Annotated in this window: 14 protein-coding genes and 1 pseudogene; 13 read left to right on the top strand and 2 right to left on the bottom strand. The window is 62.9% G+C overall.

Going from position 1 to position 17,789, the window contains the following annotated elements; genetic code table 11:
- Positions 1-9 precede the first annotated feature (9 nt).
- From ACCQ05_RS02965 to ACCQ05_RS02905, 13 genes are all read left to right on the top strand, one after another.
- Positions 10-1,932, top strand: coding sequence for an FHIPEP family type III secretion protein (locus ACCQ05_RS02965; protein ID WP_372392871.1), 1,923 nt, complete (start codon positions 10-12; stop codon positions 1,930-1,932).
- A complete protein-coding gene (sctP, locus tag ACCQ05_RS02960; RefSeq protein ID WP_372392870.1) occupies positions 1,932-2,576 on the top strand; it encodes a type III secretion system protein SctP in 645 nt (214 codons plus the stop codon). The genes ACCQ05_RS02965 and sctP overlap by 1 nt, the downstream gene beginning before the upstream one ends.
- A gap of 90 nt (positions 2,577-2,666) precedes the next feature.
- The gene (sctQ, locus tag ACCQ05_RS02955; RefSeq protein ID WP_372393898.1) at positions 2,667-3,620 is read left to right on the top strand and encodes a type III secretion system cytoplasmic ring protein SctQ; all 954 of its coding nucleotides are present in this window, start codon (positions 2,667-2,669) and stop codon (positions 3,618-3,620) included.
- A complete protein-coding gene (gene sctR / locus ACCQ05_RS02950; protein WP_104542066.1) occupies positions 3,607-4,251 on the top strand; it encodes a type III secretion system export apparatus subunit SctR in 645 nt (214 codons plus the stop codon). The genes sctQ and sctR overlap by 14 nt, the downstream gene beginning before the upstream one ends.
- A gap of 4 nt (positions 4,252-4,255) precedes the next feature.
- The gene (sctS, locus tag ACCQ05_RS02945; RefSeq protein ID WP_228963165.1) at positions 4,256-4,516 is read left to right on the top strand and encodes a type III secretion system export apparatus subunit SctS; all 261 of its coding nucleotides are present in this window, start codon (positions 4,256-4,258) and stop codon (positions 4,514-4,516) included.
- On the top strand, positions 4,513-5,325 hold the full coding sequence (locus ACCQ05_RS02940; RefSeq protein WP_372392869.1) for a 4-hydroxyphenylacetate catabolism regulator HpaA: 813 nt from the start codon (positions 4,513-4,515) through the stop codon (positions 5,323-5,325). Before sctS ends, ACCQ05_RS02940 begins: the two co-directional genes overlap by 4 nt.
- Positions 5,322-6,269, top strand: coding sequence for an HrpD5 family protein (gene hrpD5, locus ACCQ05_RS02935; protein ID WP_372393896.1), 948 nt, complete (start codon positions 5,322-5,324; stop codon positions 6,267-6,269). The genes ACCQ05_RS02940 and hrpD5 overlap by 4 nt, the downstream gene beginning before the upstream one ends.
- Before the next feature lie 10 nt (positions 6,270-6,279).
- Positions 6,280-6,522 (top strand): Hrp regulator HrpD6, encoded by a 243-nt coding sequence (hrpD6, locus tag ACCQ05_RS02930; RefSeq protein ID WP_104542074.1) that lies wholly within the window; start codon positions 6,280-6,282, stop codon positions 6,520-6,522.
- Between the two features lie 85 nt (positions 6,523-6,607).
- Positions 6,608-6,880 carry an HrpE family protein gene (hrpE, locus tag ACCQ05_RS02925; RefSeq protein WP_228963163.1) on the top strand — a complete coding sequence of 91 codons (273 nt, stop codon included), beginning with the start codon at positions 6,608-6,610 and terminating at the stop codon, positions 6,878-6,880.
- A 54-nt stretch (positions 6,881-6,934) separates the two neighbouring features.
- The gene (locus ACCQ05_RS02920) at positions 6,935-7,417 is read left to right on the top strand and encodes a CesT family type III secretion system chaperone (protein ID WP_104542078.1); all 483 of its coding nucleotides are present in this window, start codon (positions 6,935-6,937) and stop codon (positions 7,415-7,417) included.
- Between the two features lie 172 nt (positions 7,418-7,589).
- A complete protein-coding gene (locus ACCQ05_RS02915; RefSeq protein ID WP_228963162.1) occupies positions 7,590-8,705 on the top strand; it encodes a pectate lyase in 1,116 nt (371 codons plus the stop codon).
- A gap of 236 nt (positions 8,706-8,941) precedes the next feature.
- Entirely contained in the window at positions 8,942-10,462 is a 1,521-nt protein-coding gene (locus ACCQ05_RS02910) for a hypothetical protein (RefSeq protein WP_372392868.1), read from the top strand.
- Between the two features lie 75 nt (positions 10,463-10,537).
- Positions 10,538-10,777, top strand: coding sequence for a hypothetical protein (locus ACCQ05_RS02905; protein WP_372392867.1), 240 nt, complete (start codon positions 10,538-10,540; stop codon positions 10,775-10,777).
- 224 nt (positions 10,778-11,001) lie between these two features.
- Here ACCQ05_RS02905 and ACCQ05_RS02900 read toward each other — a convergent pair.
- Both ACCQ05_RS02900 and xopAD read right to left on the bottom strand, forming a co-directional pair.
- Positions 11,002-11,133, bottom strand: a pseudogene (locus ACCQ05_RS02900) (IS5/IS1182 family transposase); the annotation flags it as partial.
- 216 nt (positions 11,134-11,349) lie between these two features.
- Positions 11,350-17,436 carry a XopAD/skwp family type III secretion system effector gene (xopAD, locus tag ACCQ05_RS02895; RefSeq protein WP_506191535.1) on the bottom strand — a complete coding sequence of 2,029 codons (6,087 nt, stop codon included), beginning with the start codon at positions 17,434-17,436 and terminating at the stop codon, positions 11,350-11,352.
- Between the last annotated feature and the right edge of the window lie 353 nt (positions 17,437-17,789).

Raw genomic sequence — 17,789 nt, 5'->3', positions numbered from 1 at the left:
GGAGATCGTATGCGCGTGACACGGTACTTTGCATACACCGGTGAAGTGGCGATTGCCGCTTTGGTGGTGGCGGTCATCGGCCTGATGATCCTGCCGCTGCCCACTCCGCTCATCGATACCCTGCTGGGCATCAACATCACCTTGAGTGTGGTGCTGCTGATGGTCTCGATGTATGTGCCCGACTCGCTCTCGCTGTCGTCGTTTCCCTCGTTGCTGCTGTTCACCACGCTGCTGCGGCTGTCGTTGAATATCGCCTCGACCAAATCGATCCTGCTGCATGCCGAGGCCGGCCACATCATCGAGAGCTTTGGCGAGCTGGTGGTCGGCGGCAACCTGGTGGTGGGCCTGGTGGTGTTCCTGATCATCACCACGGTGCAGTTCATCGTGATCGCCAAAGGCTCCGAGCGCGTTGCGGAAGTGGGTGCACGCTTCACCTTGGACGCGATGCCCGGCAAGCAGATGAGCATCGATGCCGACCTGCGCGGCGGCAATCTGAGCGCAGACGAAGCACGCAGCAAACGCGCGCGACTGGCCATCGAGAGTCAACTGCACGGCGGCATGGATGGCGCCATGAAATTCGTCAAGGGCGATGCCATCGCCGGCCTGGTGATCACCATGGTGAATATCCTGGCCGGCATCGTGGTGGGCGTGACCTACCACGGCATGAGCGCAGGCGAGGCGGCCAACCGCTTTGCGATCCTATCGGTCGGCGATGCCATGGTGTCGCAGATCGCCTCGCTGCTGATCTCGGTGGCGGCCGGCGTCATGATCACCCGCGTCGCCAACGAGAACGAGGCCAAGACCAGCTCGCTCGGGCTCGAGATCGGCCGCCAGCTCACCGGCAATGCGCGCGCCCTGATGGCCGCCAGCGTGCTGCTTGCCTGCTTTGCGTTCGTTCCGGGATTTCCTGCGGTGCTGTTTCTGCTGCTGGCGGCGGCAGTGGGCGCGGGCGGCTATACGATCTGGCGCAGGCAACGCGATGTCAGCGGCAGCGATCGACCCACGCTGCCATCGACCAGCCGCAAGGGCGCCAAGGGCGATGCGCCGCACATCCGCAAGAGCGCGCCGGATTTCGCCTCGCCCCTGTCGATGCGCCTGTCGCCGCAACTGGCTGCGCGGCTGGACCCGGCGCTGCTGGATCAGGCGATCGAGAACGAGCGCCGGCAGTTGGTGGAGGTGCTGGGCCTGCCGTTTCCGGGCATTGCGATCTGGCAAAGCGATAGCCTGCAGGAGCTGCAGTACGAAGTGCTGATTCACGACGTTCCGGAAACCCGCAGCGCGTTGAGCGATACCGCGGACCTGCAGAAGGCGCTGGCCCAGCAGGCGATCGCGCCGCTGCGTGCACGCGCGCATCTGTTCGTCGGCATCCAGGAAACGCAGTGGATGCTGGAACAGGTAAGCGCGGACTATCCCGGGCTGGTGGCAGAGGTCAACAAGGCCATGCCCGCCCAGCGCATCGCCGACGTGCTGCGGCGGCTACTGGAAGAACGCATCCCGGTGCGCAACATCAAGAGCATCCTGGAAAGCCTGGTGGTGTGGGGACCGAAGGAAAAGGACCTGCTGATGCTGACCGAGTATGTGCGCTGCGATCTCGGCCGCTATCTTGCGCACACGGCGACCGCAGGCACCGGGCAGTTGCCGGCGGTCATGCTCGACCACGCAGTGGAACAGTTGATCCGGCAGTCGATTCGCGCCACACCGGCAGGCAATTTCCTGGCCCTGCCGCCGGAGCAGGCCGGTCAGCTGGTCGAGCAGGTGGAACGCATCGTCGCAGACCAGGCCCGGCATCCACTGGCAGTGGTCGCATCGATGGATGTGCGTCGTTATGTGCGCCGCATGATCGAGGCGCGCCTGGACTGGCTGGAGGTGTATTCGTTCCAGGAACTGGGCGCAGACGTGCAGCTGCAGCCGATCGGCAGAGTGGTGGCCTGATGCGCAGGCCACCGGTCCGCCACGTGCGTATCCTGCCAGTCGCCGGGCCATTGCCGACGCCGCACGCAGCGCCCACGCCGGTGCAGGCGACCCAGCGTCTCGGCTTCATGCAACTGCGCCGACGCCTGGGCAACGTGCTTCCCGGATTGCCGGACGTGGTATTGCCGGAGGACGAAGAGGGGGAGGAGGACGATGCTCAGCCGCTGCCCGATGCGGCCGACGCTGCCAGCGGCAGCCAGGGCCTTGCGCCGCCAGGCGCGTCCCCTTGCCTGGACGACGGCAATCGTGGACGGATCGCCCGAAGCAAGGACAGCGACACCTTGGGGCGGCAGATCGCCGCCGAATGGATCCGCACCCAACGCGCGCAGATGGCCATCCACCACATCGCGTTGCGGGTGGCGGAGTTCTGCAATGCCACGCCGGTGCGCGGTGCAGGAATCTGGGAAGCCTGGCTGGAGATCAACCACGACATCCTGCCGCAGACCAGGCTGTTCTTGAGGCTTTCGCCAGACCAGCTACTGCTTCGCTTCGACAGCGGCTCGCCCGAGACGCGCGAGGTACTTTGCAATGGAAGAAAGCGCCTGCATACCGCATTGAAGGCTGCGCTCAGCGACACGCTTCCGATCAGCATCGAGGTCGTCTAGCGCCGCACATGCAGAACAGCCATATCGAGGGACCCCGCTTTGTTAACCGAGCAAAGCCCAACGTCACCGGTACGCGACTTGTCGCACGCGCTGACCCGCGTCCCTGCTGCGCGTGCGCAGCTCGGCAGGATGCTGTGCGACCGGCGTACCGCGCGATGTTGCAGCTTCACCCCGTACCGTCGCGGCATCCGGGCAGCGGAAGCGGCGCGCCTGCAGCTGCAGTTCGATAGCGGCAGCCTGGAGTTGCGGATTGCTGCACGTGACAGCCTGGCGTTGCTGTTGAACGAAGGCGATGCCACCTTGCGCACGGCGATCGCCGGTGTGCTGTTGAGCGATCCGCTGCACGCCTTCGAGCCGCTGGGATTGGGTGCTGCCGAGGTCGTTGCGTTCGAGCGCTTTGCAGACACAGCCGATTGCCTCGATATCGGCATCACGTTGGGCGGCATCGATGCGATCGCAGAGACCGCCAGCCCACTGCTGCTTGCCGCCCTGCAAAGCGCAACCGCTGCGCTGGCGACGTCGTCGCCATTGCCTTCCTGGCTGAGCGAACTGCGTTTGCGCACACGCCTGCGCATCGGCCAGCGCACGGCACCGACGACACTGCTGCAATCGCTGCGCCCGGGCGATGTGCTGATGCACGCGATTGGCCCGGCTCCTCTGCGCAGCGGCCAATTGCTCTGGGGCATCCCCGGAGGTGCGGTATTGCGCGCTTCGGTACGCCTGAACCCGCAACAGATGAGCCTGGAGACCGCACCTGTCATGCAGCACGATACGCCCGCGCCCGATCCCTCGCCCTCCACCACCGACATGGCGGCACTGGAACTGCCTGTGCAACTGGAAGTGGACCAACTTGCGCTGTCGCTGTCGGTTCTATCTGGCCTGCAGCCCGGCCAGATCCTCGAACTGCCGGTGCCGGTGGATCAGGCCGACATCCGTCTGGTGGTCTATGGCCAGACCATCGGTATCGGCAGGCTGCTGGCGGTGGGCGAACATCTTGGCGTGCAGATCCTCAGTATGTCGGAGACCGCACATGCAGATGCCTGATGTCGGCTCGCTGCTGCTGGTGGTCATCATGCTGGGCTTGCTGCCCTTCGCAGCGATGGTGGTCACCTCCTACACCAAGATCGTGGTCGTGCTCGGCTTGCTGCGCAATGCCATCGGCGTGCAGCAGGTGCCGCCCAACATGGTGCTCAATGGCGTCGCGCTGCTGGTGTCGTGCTTTGTGATGGCGCCGGTGGGCATGGAGGCGTTCAAGGCGGCGCAGAACTACAGTGCCGGTGCCGACAACAGCCGCGTGGTGGTGCTGCTCGACGCCTGTCGCGAACCATTTCGGCAGTTCCTGCTCAAGCACACGCGCGAGCGCGAGAAGGCCTTTTTCATGCGATCGGCGCAGCAGATCTGGCCCAAGGACAAGGCCGACACGCTAAAGCCGGACGATCTGCTCGTGCTGGCGCCGGCGTTCACGCTCAGTGAGCTGACCGAAGCGTTCCGCATCGGATTTCTGCTGTATCTGGTCTTCATCGTGATCGATCTGGTGGTGGCCAATGCGCTGATGGCGATGGGTCTTTCGCAGGTGACGCCAACCAACGTGGCCATCCCGTTCAAGCTGCTGTTGTTCGTGGCGCTGGATGGCTGGTCGATGCTGATCCACGGCCTGGTTTTGAGTTATCGGTGATGCCATGGAGCATGACGATCTGGTGCGCTTGACCTCCGAAGCCCTGTTGCTATGCCTCAAGGTGTCGTTGCCCGTGGTCGGCGTCGCCGCGCTGGCAGGCTTGCTGATCGCCTTCATACAGGCAGTGATGTCGCTGCAGGATGCGTCGATTTCGTTCGCGCTCAAGCTGGTGGTGGTGGTGGCCGCCATCGCGGTCACCGCACCCTGGGGGGCCTCGGCGATCATGCAGTTCGGCCAGGCGCTGATGCAGGCGGCCTTTCCATGATCCGGCGCATTTTCCCAGGGTCTCTGCCGCACTCGCCGACTGCGCCCGGCGCCTCGCACCACCATGCCGATGCGCCGGCCACTGGCGCGCAGCCACTGGCGGACACGCCCCATCATGCCCCCCGTCTGCGCTCTGCTCCGCCCCGCAAGCGGCGACGCGGCATGCGCTCGCTGGATGGCATGGACGACGAGCTCGACGCCACCGAACAGGAAGACGCCGAAGCGGCGCGCGTATCGGCGCTACGCGGCCGCGTCAGCGTCACTGCCGCTGAACCCCAGGAGCAGGGACAAAGCCAGGACGACCAGCAAAGCGCGGGTGGTCGCGCACAGGCCAGCGACCCGCAGGCAGAGACGTGGCCGAGCGCCGCGCCGGTACATGGGGACGAGGATGTGCGAGCGGGCGTCCAGGCAGTCATCGACCGCTATGCGGCAACGCAGGCTTCCGACCAGACGGTCAGACGACACGCCCTCATCGCTGCGTTCGTTGAGTTGCGTGACATCGGCATTGCCCATCCGGGCGCCGTATCGCTGACCGCCATGGTGTGGATGTTGATGCGCGAGCACCTGCAATCGGGCCAAGCGAGCACCTTGTCCGAACCCATGGACACCTTGCGCAAACGCCTGGCGGAGATGGTGCACGCGCAGCCGGAGCCCACACCAGCGTTGCGCAGCTACAACTTGCTGCTTCCACTGATACTGATCAGCGCGCGAAAGCCGCGCAAATCCGCTGATTGTGCGCGCGGCATCACGCGCCTGAACGCGCTACTGATGGAACACCGAAACGGGACCTCTCGGGGGATTCGTGCATGACCATGCAACTTCGCATACTGACGGGAATACACGCCGGCGCGCGATTAGATTTGCAGCCAGGCAGCTACACATTAGCCGCCGATCCCCAGGCCGAGATCCGGATCGAAGACTGGCCTGATCGCCCGCTCATTATCGAGGTGGATGCAGATGGTCAAGCTCGTTATCGCAGCGACGCGTTGCCACCGACACCGTTTGTTGCGCTGCATCCAGTGCGCTTTGGTCCGTTGGTGCTGTGCATCGGCGAGGCTGCGGCCGATTGGCCGGACGATGTGGCGCTGCTGGAGCGTTTGCTGTCTCCAGCCGCGCCGTCGGCAACACCCCCGCCACGCAGCCCCAGGGGCACTGCGATGCGCGCAGTGGTGGGTGCGATGCTAGCGCTGGCCGCCGCAGCGCTGTTGCCCTCCCTGCTGCCGGCATTTCTCTCCAATGCCGCTCCCCCGCACAGCCCGGACAATCAATTCAATCAGGTTCGATTCCTGCTGAAACAGCTGGGCTTGCCTGAAGCGCGCGTGGAGCGTGTCGGTGCGCGCGTGCGGGTCGAGGGTCTGGTGACAAGCAGCGCGGATGCGGCACGCCTGCGCGCGCAACTGCATCGGTATCAACATGCGGTGACGGTCGATGTGGTGGTGGTGGATGAGGTATTGGCAACCCTGCGCGATACCTTGGCGGACCGCGATCTGAGCGTGCGTTACGACGGCCATGGGGTTTTTTCCATTGCCGGCAGCAGCGACAACGCGGAGCGTGCGATCCGGCGGATCGCCGACCTGCGCAGCGATCTTGGCCCGGAAATCCGCAAGCTGCACGTGGACATCACCCAGCAGGACCCGTCGGTCAAACCGCCAGCGAACTACGATGCCGCGCTGCTTGCCGACGGCTTGCATTACGTCGAGACCCCGGACGGCACCAAACATCTGACTTCCCTGCCGCAGCAGGCGGCGCCATGAGAACCGCACCATGTTCGATGCCATGACCGACACGGTCACCCAGGATATGAGCAAGATCTTGCAGACCAAGGCGGAGGATCTCTCCGGCGAGCGACTGCGCAACATCGATGCAGCGCTGCACACGACAGCCCAACAACTCCGTTTGCACTGGGCTGCAGCGAGCGATCAGGCCGAGCGCAACGATTTCACCGTCTTGCATGACGGCCTCAATGCCGCGCGCGACATCGTTGCGCACATCGCCAGCATGCCTTGACCATCGAGTTCCTTGGCCGCACTGGTCAAGCAAAACGCGCCGGTAGGCGCTCCACGTCACTTGTCTTTAGCTAAGGAGTATTCGCATGTCAGAGTTACAGTCACTAAAGTCGCGATTGGGCCAGGGCGGGGACCTGATCACATCAGACTTTTCAAGCAGATGGGACAACCACGCTAGCACTCAGACTTCGGAGAATCAGATGGTTAGTCTGATGGGCGGCATCGGCAAGTCGGCCGCAGCACAGGAGCGCATGAACAACTACCTGACCGAGAAGAAGAACGAACTCGATTTCAACGTGGCGCTCAACAAGTTCATCGGCAAAGCAGGCGACAACGCGAAGCAGCTGGTTGGCCAATAAGTGGCCTGACATGACGCAGGGCCGGTGCATGGCCCTGCGCATGTCGTACGACAGATGAGCAACGGCCGATTCGAAGCGATCGTTCAGCAGATGTGCGAAGCACTGGACCTGCCGGATGTGCAGGCAGTGCTCAGCAAACGCGTGCTGTGGGTGGACGGGTTTGAAGTCTATCTGCACATGCCCGCTGCCCAGGCCGACGACGAAGCACAGCAAGCACCGGAGGAAGAAGCGCTCTACCTACGCATCTCCTACGGCCTTGCTCCTGCGGGACGGACCCTGACGGTGTTTCGGCTGTTGCTGGAAGCAAACCTGTCGGTCTATGCGCAGGACCAGGCGCAACTCGGGTTGAACGATGCCGGTGTGATCGTCTTGGTCGTGCGCGTCCCGCTGGACGACGACGTCGACGGCGCGTGGATCTGCGATCTGCTCGCCCACTACGCCGAGCATGGCCGTTACTGGAACAACAATATCTTCATTGCACACGACGAAATGTTCGAAGGAATCGCGACGGGAAACTATCTGTGGCTACGTGCATGACATGCCAGACCTCGCATGCGTGCTGATGCTTGCACCGAGACCGGCATGACTCGGCAGCACGCCGGCTGCGGCTTGCGCATCCGCTGCGCCGTGTCACATGACCACGCTGCCCTGCCGTTATCCCCTTCGCAGGATTTCTTCCGCCATTCATCTTCCGCAAGGACACTCGCCAATGAATCTCGCCATCCCCTCCAACACCACTGCGAGTCTACAACCGTCCTCGTTCTCCCTGTCGTCGCAGCAAGCCCTCACCGCTGTGATCATGAGCATGCTGGCGTACTGCATGCAACGCATGCTCAGCGACATGCTGCAACGACAGGATCGAGCATCCAGTGACGGCCAGCCACCGTCCAACCCTAACCCTAACCCGGCACCCTCGATGCCGCCTTCGGGCCCGCCCTGTTCGACCACCCCCGGCGGACAGCACGGCAGCGGAAACGGCGATGGCAGCGGCGGCAACGGCGGCGGCTACAAGGGCAACGGTGGCAACAGCGCAAACGGAGCAGGCAACGGCGCATCGCCCGGCAACCCGGGTCGACCGACAACGCCGCCCGGCAATGGCCAGCCGGTCACGTCCAACCCCAGCGGCACGCAAGCGCCGCTGCCTTCCGGCAAGGTCGTCACCGCTCCCCCCGGCGTGCAGAACAAGCCCATCGTGGTGCACAAAGGCGAGGTCTTCGACGGCAAGGGTCAGACCTACATCGGCGGCCCCAGCCTGGGCAAGGGCGATCAGGACGAGCACCAGCAGCCTCTTTTCATCGTCGAAGACGGCGGCAGCCTGTGCAATGTCCATATGAAAGGTGGTGGCGACGGGGTGCATTTCATCGGCAGCGGCAAGATGGTCAATTGCGTCAACGAAGACGTCAGCGAGGATGCGGTCACCATCGATGGCCAGGGCAACCGCGATCATGATGCGCGCATTGCCGGTTCCAGCCCGGAGGTCAGCGGCCGGCCGAAGGTCGAGATCATCAATTGCACCTTCAACGGCGCCGCAGACAAGGTCGTGCAGGACAATGGCACCGCCGACGTGGTGATGTCGGGCTGCACCGTCAACGGCGCCGGCAAGGTGTTCCGCACCAATGGCGGGCATTCCGATATCGACACGCACCTCCAGGTTGAGAATTGCGACTTCAATCAGGTCAAGGAGGCGATCTTCCGCACCGATTCGCCAGGCGCGACCGTGCTGCTGAGAGACACGAAGACCGATGCGCCCGAAGAGGTGATTGCACCCAACGCGTCCCAGGCCGTTGGGGCGACACGCATTGGCCACAAGACCTACAGCGGCTGAGTGCACACCGCACGTTCGCTGTGCGCCGATTCCCGGCAGATGCACTGCATTGATGCACCTGCCGGGTATCGGCGCCTGCTGGGGACGAGATCGCCGCGCGCCGGCGCATCGGGCGTGGCCTCTTGTCTTGCGCGGTTGGCACTCAAGCATGATGGCGCGAGGATTTGGGGTACGCGCGCTGTCTCGCCAATCGCAAGGCAGGGCACGACTGCAGATCCACACGCGAGGTGTCTAGCGTGACCCGTATCCGCCCTTCCACCACGACATTCGGGCTACCTGGCAACAGCCGCGGCGCAGCGCATGCGGGTACGCCGTCGCCGCACAAGCAGGCCCATCACCGACTGCATCAACTGGATGGCCCAGCGGCCGAGTCCGAGGCACGCGCTGCAGAACTGGATGTGGCCGCACGGGTGCATCGCTACACCGCAGCCGCAGCCGCTGCCGAGCGGGGCACGCCTGCACCACGCAAGACAGCCAGGCTGCGCGGCGTGCGGGAGTCGTTGCAGAAACTCGCCCGACTCGCCGGTACGGCGGTGGGCATCGCGCGGCAGTCCACTCCCGACCATACGCGCCTGCTGCGCTACCAGGGCACCTCTGCGCAGCCTGCACCGCCGGCTCGGTCGGAACACAGCGACTGGCATACCCTCGCTCTTTTGCAGACAGCGACATTCTCCGCCTCGCAACGGCTGAGCGACGCCCGGATCGCCATGCGCAAGGCCGCAGCGCTGGAGCGCCTGGTGTTGCTGCATATCGATCGCCTGGAGCAGGACACCAGCCTGCATGCCAGACGCGCACCGCGCCTGGCCGACCGTGCCAACGACACCCGCAAACGCCAACAGGTGCTGGCCACCTGGAGCGCATTGCTCCGCACGCACATTGCCGGTTGCAGCGAGCGCCTGGCGCGCACTGAGCAGCAGCTGCAGCAGCAACTGGACCAGCTCACGGCCATGCCGGCGCCTGCTGCAAACGGGCGTCGAGCGCGCTTGCGTGACCTGCTCACGCACGAAGCCGAGCTGGAGCGCATCCGCAAGCAGCACCAGCACGCGCAGCACCTCTCCAGCCTGCGCGAGAAACAACAGGCCATGCTGCAACGCATGGAAGTGCGCGCCGCCAGCCTCGACACCACACTGGCGCAGGCGCTGCAGTCTGCACTCATCGTAGCCGACGACCTGTTCGAGACCGCTGCACGCGCCGACGATCTGCGTGCACTGCTGCCGGCGCTGGCAGATCTGACCCAATCGCTCGGGGAGGAGGTTGACCGTGCAGCGGCCGATGATCTGCGCGCCAGCCAGGCGCTGCAGGCCGCCTCGAACGCGCTGATTGCCGCGCAGATTGCGCAGACCGCATCCAGCGCAACCGATGCCGCTACTGCCACTGCCTTGCGCAACCGCCTGTCGACCTGGGCGAGCGGGCTGTCCACCACGCGTTTCGCAGACCAGGCCGTGCCTGCAGCGGGAATCGTGGCCATCGCGCTAGGCGCGCTACGCTCGGCAGTGGCCAGTGTGCTCTGCGACAACCGCTCTGACGCGGCCGCTCTGCTGCTTGCCACCTTCGACCATGTCTACAACAGCACCTGGAGAGCGCTGATCCCTGTCGATCCGCAACAGCACGATGCCCGAGAGGATGCGACGATGGGCGAGCAGACCGGAATTCCTCGCGCAGCGATCAAGGCGGCGAAGACGCGCTGGCTGGCGACCCTGGCGCGCGTGCCGCGCGGCCGCCAGGTGCTCGGCCAGTTGATCCAGGCACGCCATTAGCGTGCCGCCGAACCTGGCCGCCAGGACATCGCGCGCATCGCATTACGGGTCGATGCGCTGCTGCGCGCCACGCCTGTGGACGATGCCACCACGCGGTGCTGGCTGAGCAATGCACGGCGCGCGGCCGAGAGTGCCCTGCATGCGGCCGACCCGGCGCAGACGCTGCAGACCTGCAGCAGCGACGAACGCGCGGCCTACCATTCACTGCGCAACGGCTATGAGTCGCGCGCTCCCGACTCGCCGTGCGCGCGCGTAAAGGCCCACCTGCAGGCATTTGGCGAGGAGGTTGCGCACGGCAACCTCGCCCCATTCTGAAGGCGCACACGCGAGTGCTCCCAATCCGCTGCATGCCTTGCCGGAGCGGCTGGAGGTCGCACCTGCCACCGCATTGCCGACACGCCAACCTGACCCTGGAGCACGTCTGCGCTGCCTCGATCGGCTACCTGGGCACATTGCACGCCGCCCGGCCGCAGGGCTATCTGCCATCACAGGCCGAGTTGCACTGGCAGGCGGCTGCCGAGTCGCTGCAATGGGTCGATGACAATCATGCCCGACCGCAGGCTCTGACTCTTGCGCGCCAGATGCGCGTTGACAGTGTCCAGCATCCGCGCGGCGAGGCCATGGGTTTCCAGCAGGCGGCGAAAGTCGAAAATCCTGGTCTCGTCGGGCAAGCATCTCGGCTAGGAAGATCTCGCGGCGGGATGACGCATGTTTGATCCCGGGTTTGGTGGTGCCCTCTGATGAGAGCACCACCGTGGTTGACTGTAGCGCGACTTACCCTGCTACGGAAGGCGTTCTCTGTCATGGGGCTGCTGGCGTGACTTGAACCCTTGCATTCCGATGCCTGCGTGCGCCTACACCGGATTTTGCGGCTTCGGGGTGCATACCTAGGGCTTGGTATCCACAATCGGGGCAGTCAATGCCAAGGTCGCCACGCTTTCTTCTTCCCAGTCATCAAGCTCAGTACAACCCGGCGGCGTATCCACGCGACTAAAGGCTTCCTGCGCGGGTGCCTGCAGTTCGTGCTGATCTTTCGATAGAGTGCCGTGGAGCTCGTTCTGATAGCGGCGCTTGTACTGATCGTGGAAATCTTCCTTGAGCTCGAAGGTTTGGGGCGTGTGGAACTGGACTTCCCAGAGTGCGCCTTCAGGACTGCGCAGCGTGACGTTGACTGCCTTGAAGGCCTGCCGGCGCTTGGTGAATAGGTTGGTCAGCTTGACGCGCGCATGACCCTGATCATCCAGCGAGGCCAGCACGCCACGCAGGCCATCGGTAAAGCGCGTTGGCTCTAGTACTACGCTATAACGCAGTGCATCGTTCACGCTTTCCACCGCTTCTTCCAAAGTCTTTTGCTTTAAAGCTATCTGCCGCTGAAGCTTTGCCACCAGCGAGCCGAGCGACTTCAGTTGATGATTTCTTCCCCTCAGTCGCCCATCATGATCTTGGGCCAGGCGCTCAAGCATCTTAGTGATCCGGGGCTCCATCTCACTGGCACGTGCCAGAAGGGCTTCGGCTTTCAGCGCGATTTCCTCAGGTCGTAGCGCACGAAGACGCTCAGCAGGTGGCGGCGGCGGGTTGATCAGGCGTGCCTGCTGCAGCGAGTTCAGCGCATCTTGCATGACGCCTGCCGCCATCGTCGGCATACGCTGCAGGAGCACCTTGGTCTGCTCAGCGTCGAAGCGCCCGTCGTGCATTGCTCGCGCGGTCGCCTTGCTATACGGCACGATGCGCACCCTGTCGGCGAACGACCGTTCCGATCGTTCACATGACTCCACGATTTTGGAGAAGAGCGCCGTACCGGTATCGGATTTGAGCGCATCTGTCCCAACCTTGATTGCCAAGGTGAACAGGTTACGCATGCTTAGCTCCGGTTCGCCGGGAACAAGCCCCGGTTGCCCTTGCGGGAATTGGGCGTGTGATAGCTGGCACACCGGATAGTTGTCGAGGATGGCGTGGATACGTGATTCGGCATCAGGCGCGGCAGCGTATGCCTCGGCAAGCCGCGGGAATGCTTCGGCAAGCGCATCGGGCAGGCGCGGCGCGTCTGTGGAGGCGACCGAATCCGGCTCCAGCCCGAGCAGCTGCGCGTATAGCAATTCGGCGGCTTCACGCGCTTCGCGCATGTGGGCGCGCTCGATGGCTTCATGCGCCTGGGCGCGTAGCTCCTCCAACATCCGAGGATCTCTGGGCTCGCCGTCGAGCACTTGGCGCAAGCCATTGCGCAAATCCCGCTCGATGCCATCGTAGGTGCCGAACATCATGCTGCGGGCCATCGCCTCGCGCAGTTCGTCAGGTTGCGCCATGAAGCGCGCCGCCAGGGTGCTAGCGGTGCCCGTGATCTTGCCGCCACGCTGCAGCGACATGATCTCGGACAGCCGACCGGCCTGGTAGTGACCACTGTCAGGATCGATACTGGGCGTAGCAGTCTTCGGCGGCTTGAAGGACTGCGGCTGGCCGCGCCGTTCCTCACGATTGGCCACCTCACGCGAAATCAACGCCGCCAGCTTTGGGTAGCCCGCGTACACAAATGCGTCATCTCCGTCGGTGTCCATATTGCGCTTGCGCAACTCCGCGATTGGCAGCGCGCCGAGGCGTCCGGGCTCTACGATCTCCTTGAGCCGCAGGCTGCCTGTGCTGGGCATGTTGCGCGGCACCGCACTACGGTTTCGTCCGGTGGTCCAACTTGACAGCGTCTTGAGATCCTCCTTGGAGCACACCAGGTCGGTGTTCATGAATTCGGCCGGCCAGTTCTCTTCAGGAACCACGATAAGCATGCCCTTGCTGTGCAACATATGGGTATCGTCACCCGACCCGTCGTCGAACCCGGTATAGCTGTATTGGATACCGAAAGACCGCGAGAGGAACTCGGCGGTGGCGTCACCCTTCGCCACCGTCGCGACCCGCTCCTCTGGCACGGGAAGCAGATTCTCCTTGTCATAGGGTGGCTTGCCGATTAACAACGGGCCGCCTGCGGTGTCAAAGGCCTGGCTGCTCTCGCGCGCCAGATGTACCTTGTCGTCGGCGGAGGGTACCGCCCGGACTCTCTTGCCCTGGTAACCGCCACTGGTGGCCAGCTCAAACAGCGCGAGTTTGTTCAACGCGGGCGGCAGCGCCTCAAGCCGGCGCTGCATCGCCTCGTGCGCCTCCTGTAACGCCATCTCGTCGCGCGGGAAGTGCTGCAGAGCCTGCGGCGCCAGACGCGCAGAGCGCTCGTCCTGCGCAATGAGGTCACGCTGCTCTTGGGTTGCCTGACCAGCCTGCACAGCTTTCCAGGCAGAGAAATACTTACGAAAGGCTGGAATGCGCTTGGCCACCTCCAGCTTCAGAAAGCCGCAGCCATCGTTTGGGCAAAGTGCTAGAGGTCGCCCGTCCGGTGCCAAGGGTTTGAAGGGGTGTTCTGGACCACTGACATCGTCAAAGAAGCCCAAACGCAGCGTGCCCTCCACCACATGGTCGCTTGGCACCATCTCCAGCAGTGAGCGCTGCATGCGCGACCAGTCCTCACGCTGCGGCGCGAGCTTGGCGACCAGCTTCATGAGCCTGCTGCCCGGAGCAGTGTCGGCATAACGGATCGCCGGCAGTAGCGACGGACTTCCGGACTTGCCGGCAAGCAGCTGTCTTGGCCGAGCCATGTTGCCGCGCGTAGCACGGCTACCGCCAAACATGTCGAAACGCCAGGGCTCGCCCCGATATGTCAATGTGCGGGCCAGCATGAACGTTGAAATCGATCCCGGCAACTCAACTTCCACCAACGGCAGTCCAGTTAGGCGTGCGAACAGCGAATACGGCTTGTTCGTCTCGGCTGCGTTGGTCGAAACTTCCTTGCCACGCAGATCGACAACGATGTGGGTCGTGCTGCCGGTGCCGGACGCCGGCGCGCGGGGCTTCCCTGGCTCCGAGCGCATGCTCAGGCGCCCGGCACCCAGATCGAAGTCGCTTGGTGGATGCGCCTGCGCAATCCTCGGCGCCTCCTTCGCCATGCGCCGGTCAAGCGCGTCGAACAGGTCATCACCGGCCTCGATCTGCGCGATCAAGTTCCAGCTCATCTCGCCAAGGTCAGCCTCAATGGCATGGCGTGTACGCTCGAGTGTCTGGCCAACCCATTCAACCAGCTGATCGCGGCGACGTTGCAGGTCCTTTCGCGTACCTTTGAGGTGCGGCGGCTTCCATTGCCGGCTCACCACAGCATAGGCCTTGAGCATTTGGAAGAACGTCAACGCCGGGCATCGCGTAGCGTGCTGTTCGGTTTCCACCGATGCACGTGAACCGCCAGATCTGAGGTACAAGTCGATCTTGCGCTCCAAGATCGGCTGCAACGCGTTGAACACCCCAAGAGCGCGACTGCGATGACGAGACACCAGTTCCGGATTGCGGATCAGTGGCAGCAGACCCAGGCACAGGTTTCCTAGGCCCTCGAGAGTCGTCTCGCGTAATCCATCATCGCGCATGAGCGCTGCGATCCGCTCGAGTCCCGGTAGCGCCAAGGGGCGCATCTGGCGGTGCAGCTGCGCCGACGAAAGGGCCTTGAATATCTGTGCAATCTCCGAGGCCGAGGCAGACTCGAAGCGTTCTCGGTGCAGCTCCAGATGCCCGGCCACTGCCTGCAACTTGGCGTGCCCCAGCGCGTCGAACTCTTCTTCTTCAACCTGCAACAGGCGGGACATTGCATTGGACACCAAGGCGACCCCACGCATGCCGAATTGCTGCCATGGCAGCTCGGTCGAGCCTGGGCGCTTCGCGAGCAGCAACAACGCCTGTCGACAGACCGTCTCTCCAAGCATCTTGCTGAGCGCGTTGAGCGACAAGGCCACATGCTGAGGGTCAAGGGCATTGCGCAAAGCACTATCATCCACGAGCCGCTTGGCCAGAACGCTGGCGGCTGCATAGCAGAATTGCGCTTTGGACCATTTGCTTAGCGCGTTCAACGCGTTGGCCACGCCTTGCGGTTCGAGGGCTGCACACAGATCAGGATCCTCGGCCAGCTGTGTAGCCAGAGTGCTGGCGGCTTCCGCGCAGACAGGGGTGTCGGGCCACTTGCTCAGCGCGTTTAGCGAGTTGGACATGGCCTGCGAGTCGAGCCCGTCGCGCAACCTAGATTCGTCGGCCAGCAACCGTGCCAAAGCGCGGGCGGCTTTCTCGCAGACCTCGGTGTCGGGCCACTTGCTCAACGCATTCAGCGCAATGGCAACGTGTTGAGAGTTGAGTTGGCTGCGCAAACCACCATCACCGGCCAGTCGCTTTGCCAGCATCGAGGCACCCCGCTGGCAAAATGCCGCTTTGGACCATTTGCTCAGGGCATTCAGCGCGTGAATTAGTTCCTGAGGATTAAACCTGTCGCCCAAATTGTGACCATCGGACAGCCGCTCGGCTAGAGCTTCGGCCCCCACTTCGCAGAAGTTGGCTTTCGGCCATTTGCTCAACGCATTCAAAACGTTGGACGTACCTTGCGGCTCAAACGCGTTGCACAAAACGGGATCTTTGGATAGTCGCGAGGCTAGAACGCTAGCAATCTCCTCGCAGATCTTCTTTTCTGGCCATTTGCTCAGTGCATTTAGCGTGTTAGCTATGCTTTGAGAATCCATCTTTTGGAGTAAATCGGGACCCTGGGCAAGCCGCAATGCCAGAACGCTGACAGCCTGCTCGCAGACCGCCACATTGGGCCATTTGCTCAGTGCGTTAAGTGTACTCGCGAGCTGCGTCTCAGTTAGCGCATTGCGTAACTGATCGCTGCTGGCAAGTCGCTCGGCGAGCGACCACGCCATGGTCCGGCAGTCCTGATTATCAAACCACTTGCTAAACGCATTGAGTGCCAGGCTGATGCCCAGAGGGGTGAGGTAATGCTGGTCTTGGCTATCATGCAGACGACGAGCCACGCGAGCCACGGCACGCTCACACCTACGGCTGTCAGTGTTTTTGGCAAAAGCATTCAGAAGCAGAGCATAAGATTTTCCATCTAGCCGTAATGGTGCCTTGGCCCGCTCCAGCTGTCCTGCGATCCACGCGATCGCCTCCATGCACGCGGGAAGGTTAAGGTGCTTGTTCAGTTTGTTACCTACATGAGCCAGCTCCCTTAGCGAGGCACCATCGAACCACCCGGTCTTGTAAAGATACTGCGCCGCCAGGGCGGTACAACGATCCAGGTCCCCTTGCGCCACGCTTCGGAGCCGACCTGCGTTGGCAATCATCAGAAGATACGTACTAAGCCAACCCGTATTGTCGTTCGCCTCGGCGCGCCCATCCAAGAAGGGCAGGGCCAGCTTGCAATCGATGCGAGGCGCCAGTTCGTTGCGCTGTGCCATGGGCAGGCATAGGTCAGCGCTATGCGACCGAGCTCTCCGCCTGAGATCATCCAATTGTTGCCGTTGCAGTTCCCGCTCTTGACGCAGGCGCTGCTGCGCTGCCGGGTTGAGGTTTCGTTCGGCCCGCTGAAGAACTTCTACATTCAATTCCAAACCAAGAGTTTGCCCGTGCGCATTCCTTGGCCGCTGTAGCGGCCGGTACGGCTCTTGTCCATCTCGCGCCCGCTTGCTTCCTCGATTGGCACCTGGTTCGGCCACGCCAATATCTTCTGTCGTCAGTTCCAATCCAAACGTTGGTTGCTGTGGCATACGACGCGACGAAGTGCTGGCGGAGGCAGGCACCCTATCCGTGCGCGACTCGGGTACCCTAGGGCCTCGATCGGCGGCATCATCGCGCCGACGCAGATGACCGGCCGTCTGTTGCTGGGAGCGCCTGCTCAATTCGCCGCTATCGGCAGCATTTTGCGATTTCACCGACAACCGTTCTCTGCGTTGCGGTGCCATTCCGGATTCTTCCTGTTCTACCCTTCGCCGTTTGGCCGGCGGCCTTCCAAGCCGCTGGTCACTGGCGCTTGCGCTGGTTGCAGCCTGCTCCCCGGCTGACCTGGGCTGATCCTCTTGAGAGAGAGGCCAATTTGTGCTGGATGCATTTTGAGTGAGGTTAGAGGTTTTCATGCCGCCAATTTATTTCGAATTACCTGCCAGCGGCCTGATCGCTGCGAAGTCTTGATTTTTTTTGCGATGCGCTGGTGCAGTTCGTCTATCAGAGCGTAATTCGCAGCGTTTCACATACTGCAAATAATGTATCGACATATAGTAAATATGATGCTCATCAATGCATACATTGCAAAGCAGAACATTGACGCGTCGTTGGGCAAGGATAGAGACCGAATACACGCAGCAGATGGGTACAGCGAGTCGCTTTTCACTACTATAACGCTGGAGAACCTCGCCCCCTTTTAACTTCACATCGAATTTGCGGCGTGTGAGAATCGATCTACACTACTGACCACCTGATCATTCCATAA

The sequence above is a fragment of the Xanthomonas sp. NCPPB 3582 genome (assembly GCF_041475735.2).
In the GTDB taxonomy this organism is placed as follows: Bacteria; Pseudomonadota; Gammaproteobacteria; order Xanthomonadales; family Xanthomonadaceae; genus Xanthomonas; species Xanthomonas codiaei.
This window is presented reverse-complemented; position numbering and strand designations above follow the sequence as displayed.

What these genes read in the sequence shown, in the direction of transcription:
- hrpE (WP_228963163.1), top strand. Translation starts at nt 6,608, where the DNA reads ATGTCAGAGTTACAGTCACTAAAGTCGCGATTGGGCCAGGGCGGGGAC.
- sctR (WP_104542066.1), top strand. Translation starts at nt 3,607, where the DNA reads ATGCAGATGCCTGATGTCGGCTCGCTGCTGCTGGTGGTCATCATGCTG.
- ACCQ05_RS02915 (WP_228963162.1), top strand. Translation starts at nt 7,590, where the DNA reads ATGAATCTCGCCATCCCCTCCAACACCACTGCGAGTCTACAACCGTCC.
- hrpD5 (WP_372393896.1), top strand. Translation starts at nt 5,322, where the DNA reads ATGACCATGCAACTTCGCATACTGACGGGAATACACGCCGGCGCGCGA.
- xopAD (WP_506191535.1), bottom strand. Translation starts at nt 17,436, where the DNA reads ATGAAAACCTCTAACCTCACTCAAAATGCATCCAGCACAAATTGGCCT.
- ACCQ05_RS02920 (WP_104542078.1), top strand. Translation starts at nt 6,935, where the DNA reads ATGAGCAACGGCCGATTCGAAGCGATCGTTCAGCAGATGTGCGAAGCA.
- ACCQ05_RS02965 (WP_372392871.1), top strand. Translation starts at nt 10, where the DNA reads ATGCGCGTGACACGGTACTTTGCATACACCGGTGAAGTGGCGATTGCC.
- sctP (WP_372392870.1), top strand. Translation starts at nt 1,932, where the DNA reads ATGCGCAGGCCACCGGTCCGCCACGTGCGTATCCTGCCAGTCGCCGGG.
- ACCQ05_RS02940 (WP_372392869.1), top strand. Translation starts at nt 4,513, where the DNA reads ATGATCCGGCGCATTTTCCCAGGGTCTCTGCCGCACTCGCCGACTGCG.
- hrpD6 (WP_104542074.1), top strand. Translation starts at nt 6,280, where the DNA reads ATGTTCGATGCCATGACCGACACGGTCACCCAGGATATGAGCAAGATC.
- sctS (WP_228963165.1), top strand. Translation starts at nt 4,256, where the DNA reads ATGGAGCATGACGATCTGGTGCGCTTGACCTCCGAAGCCCTGTTGCTA.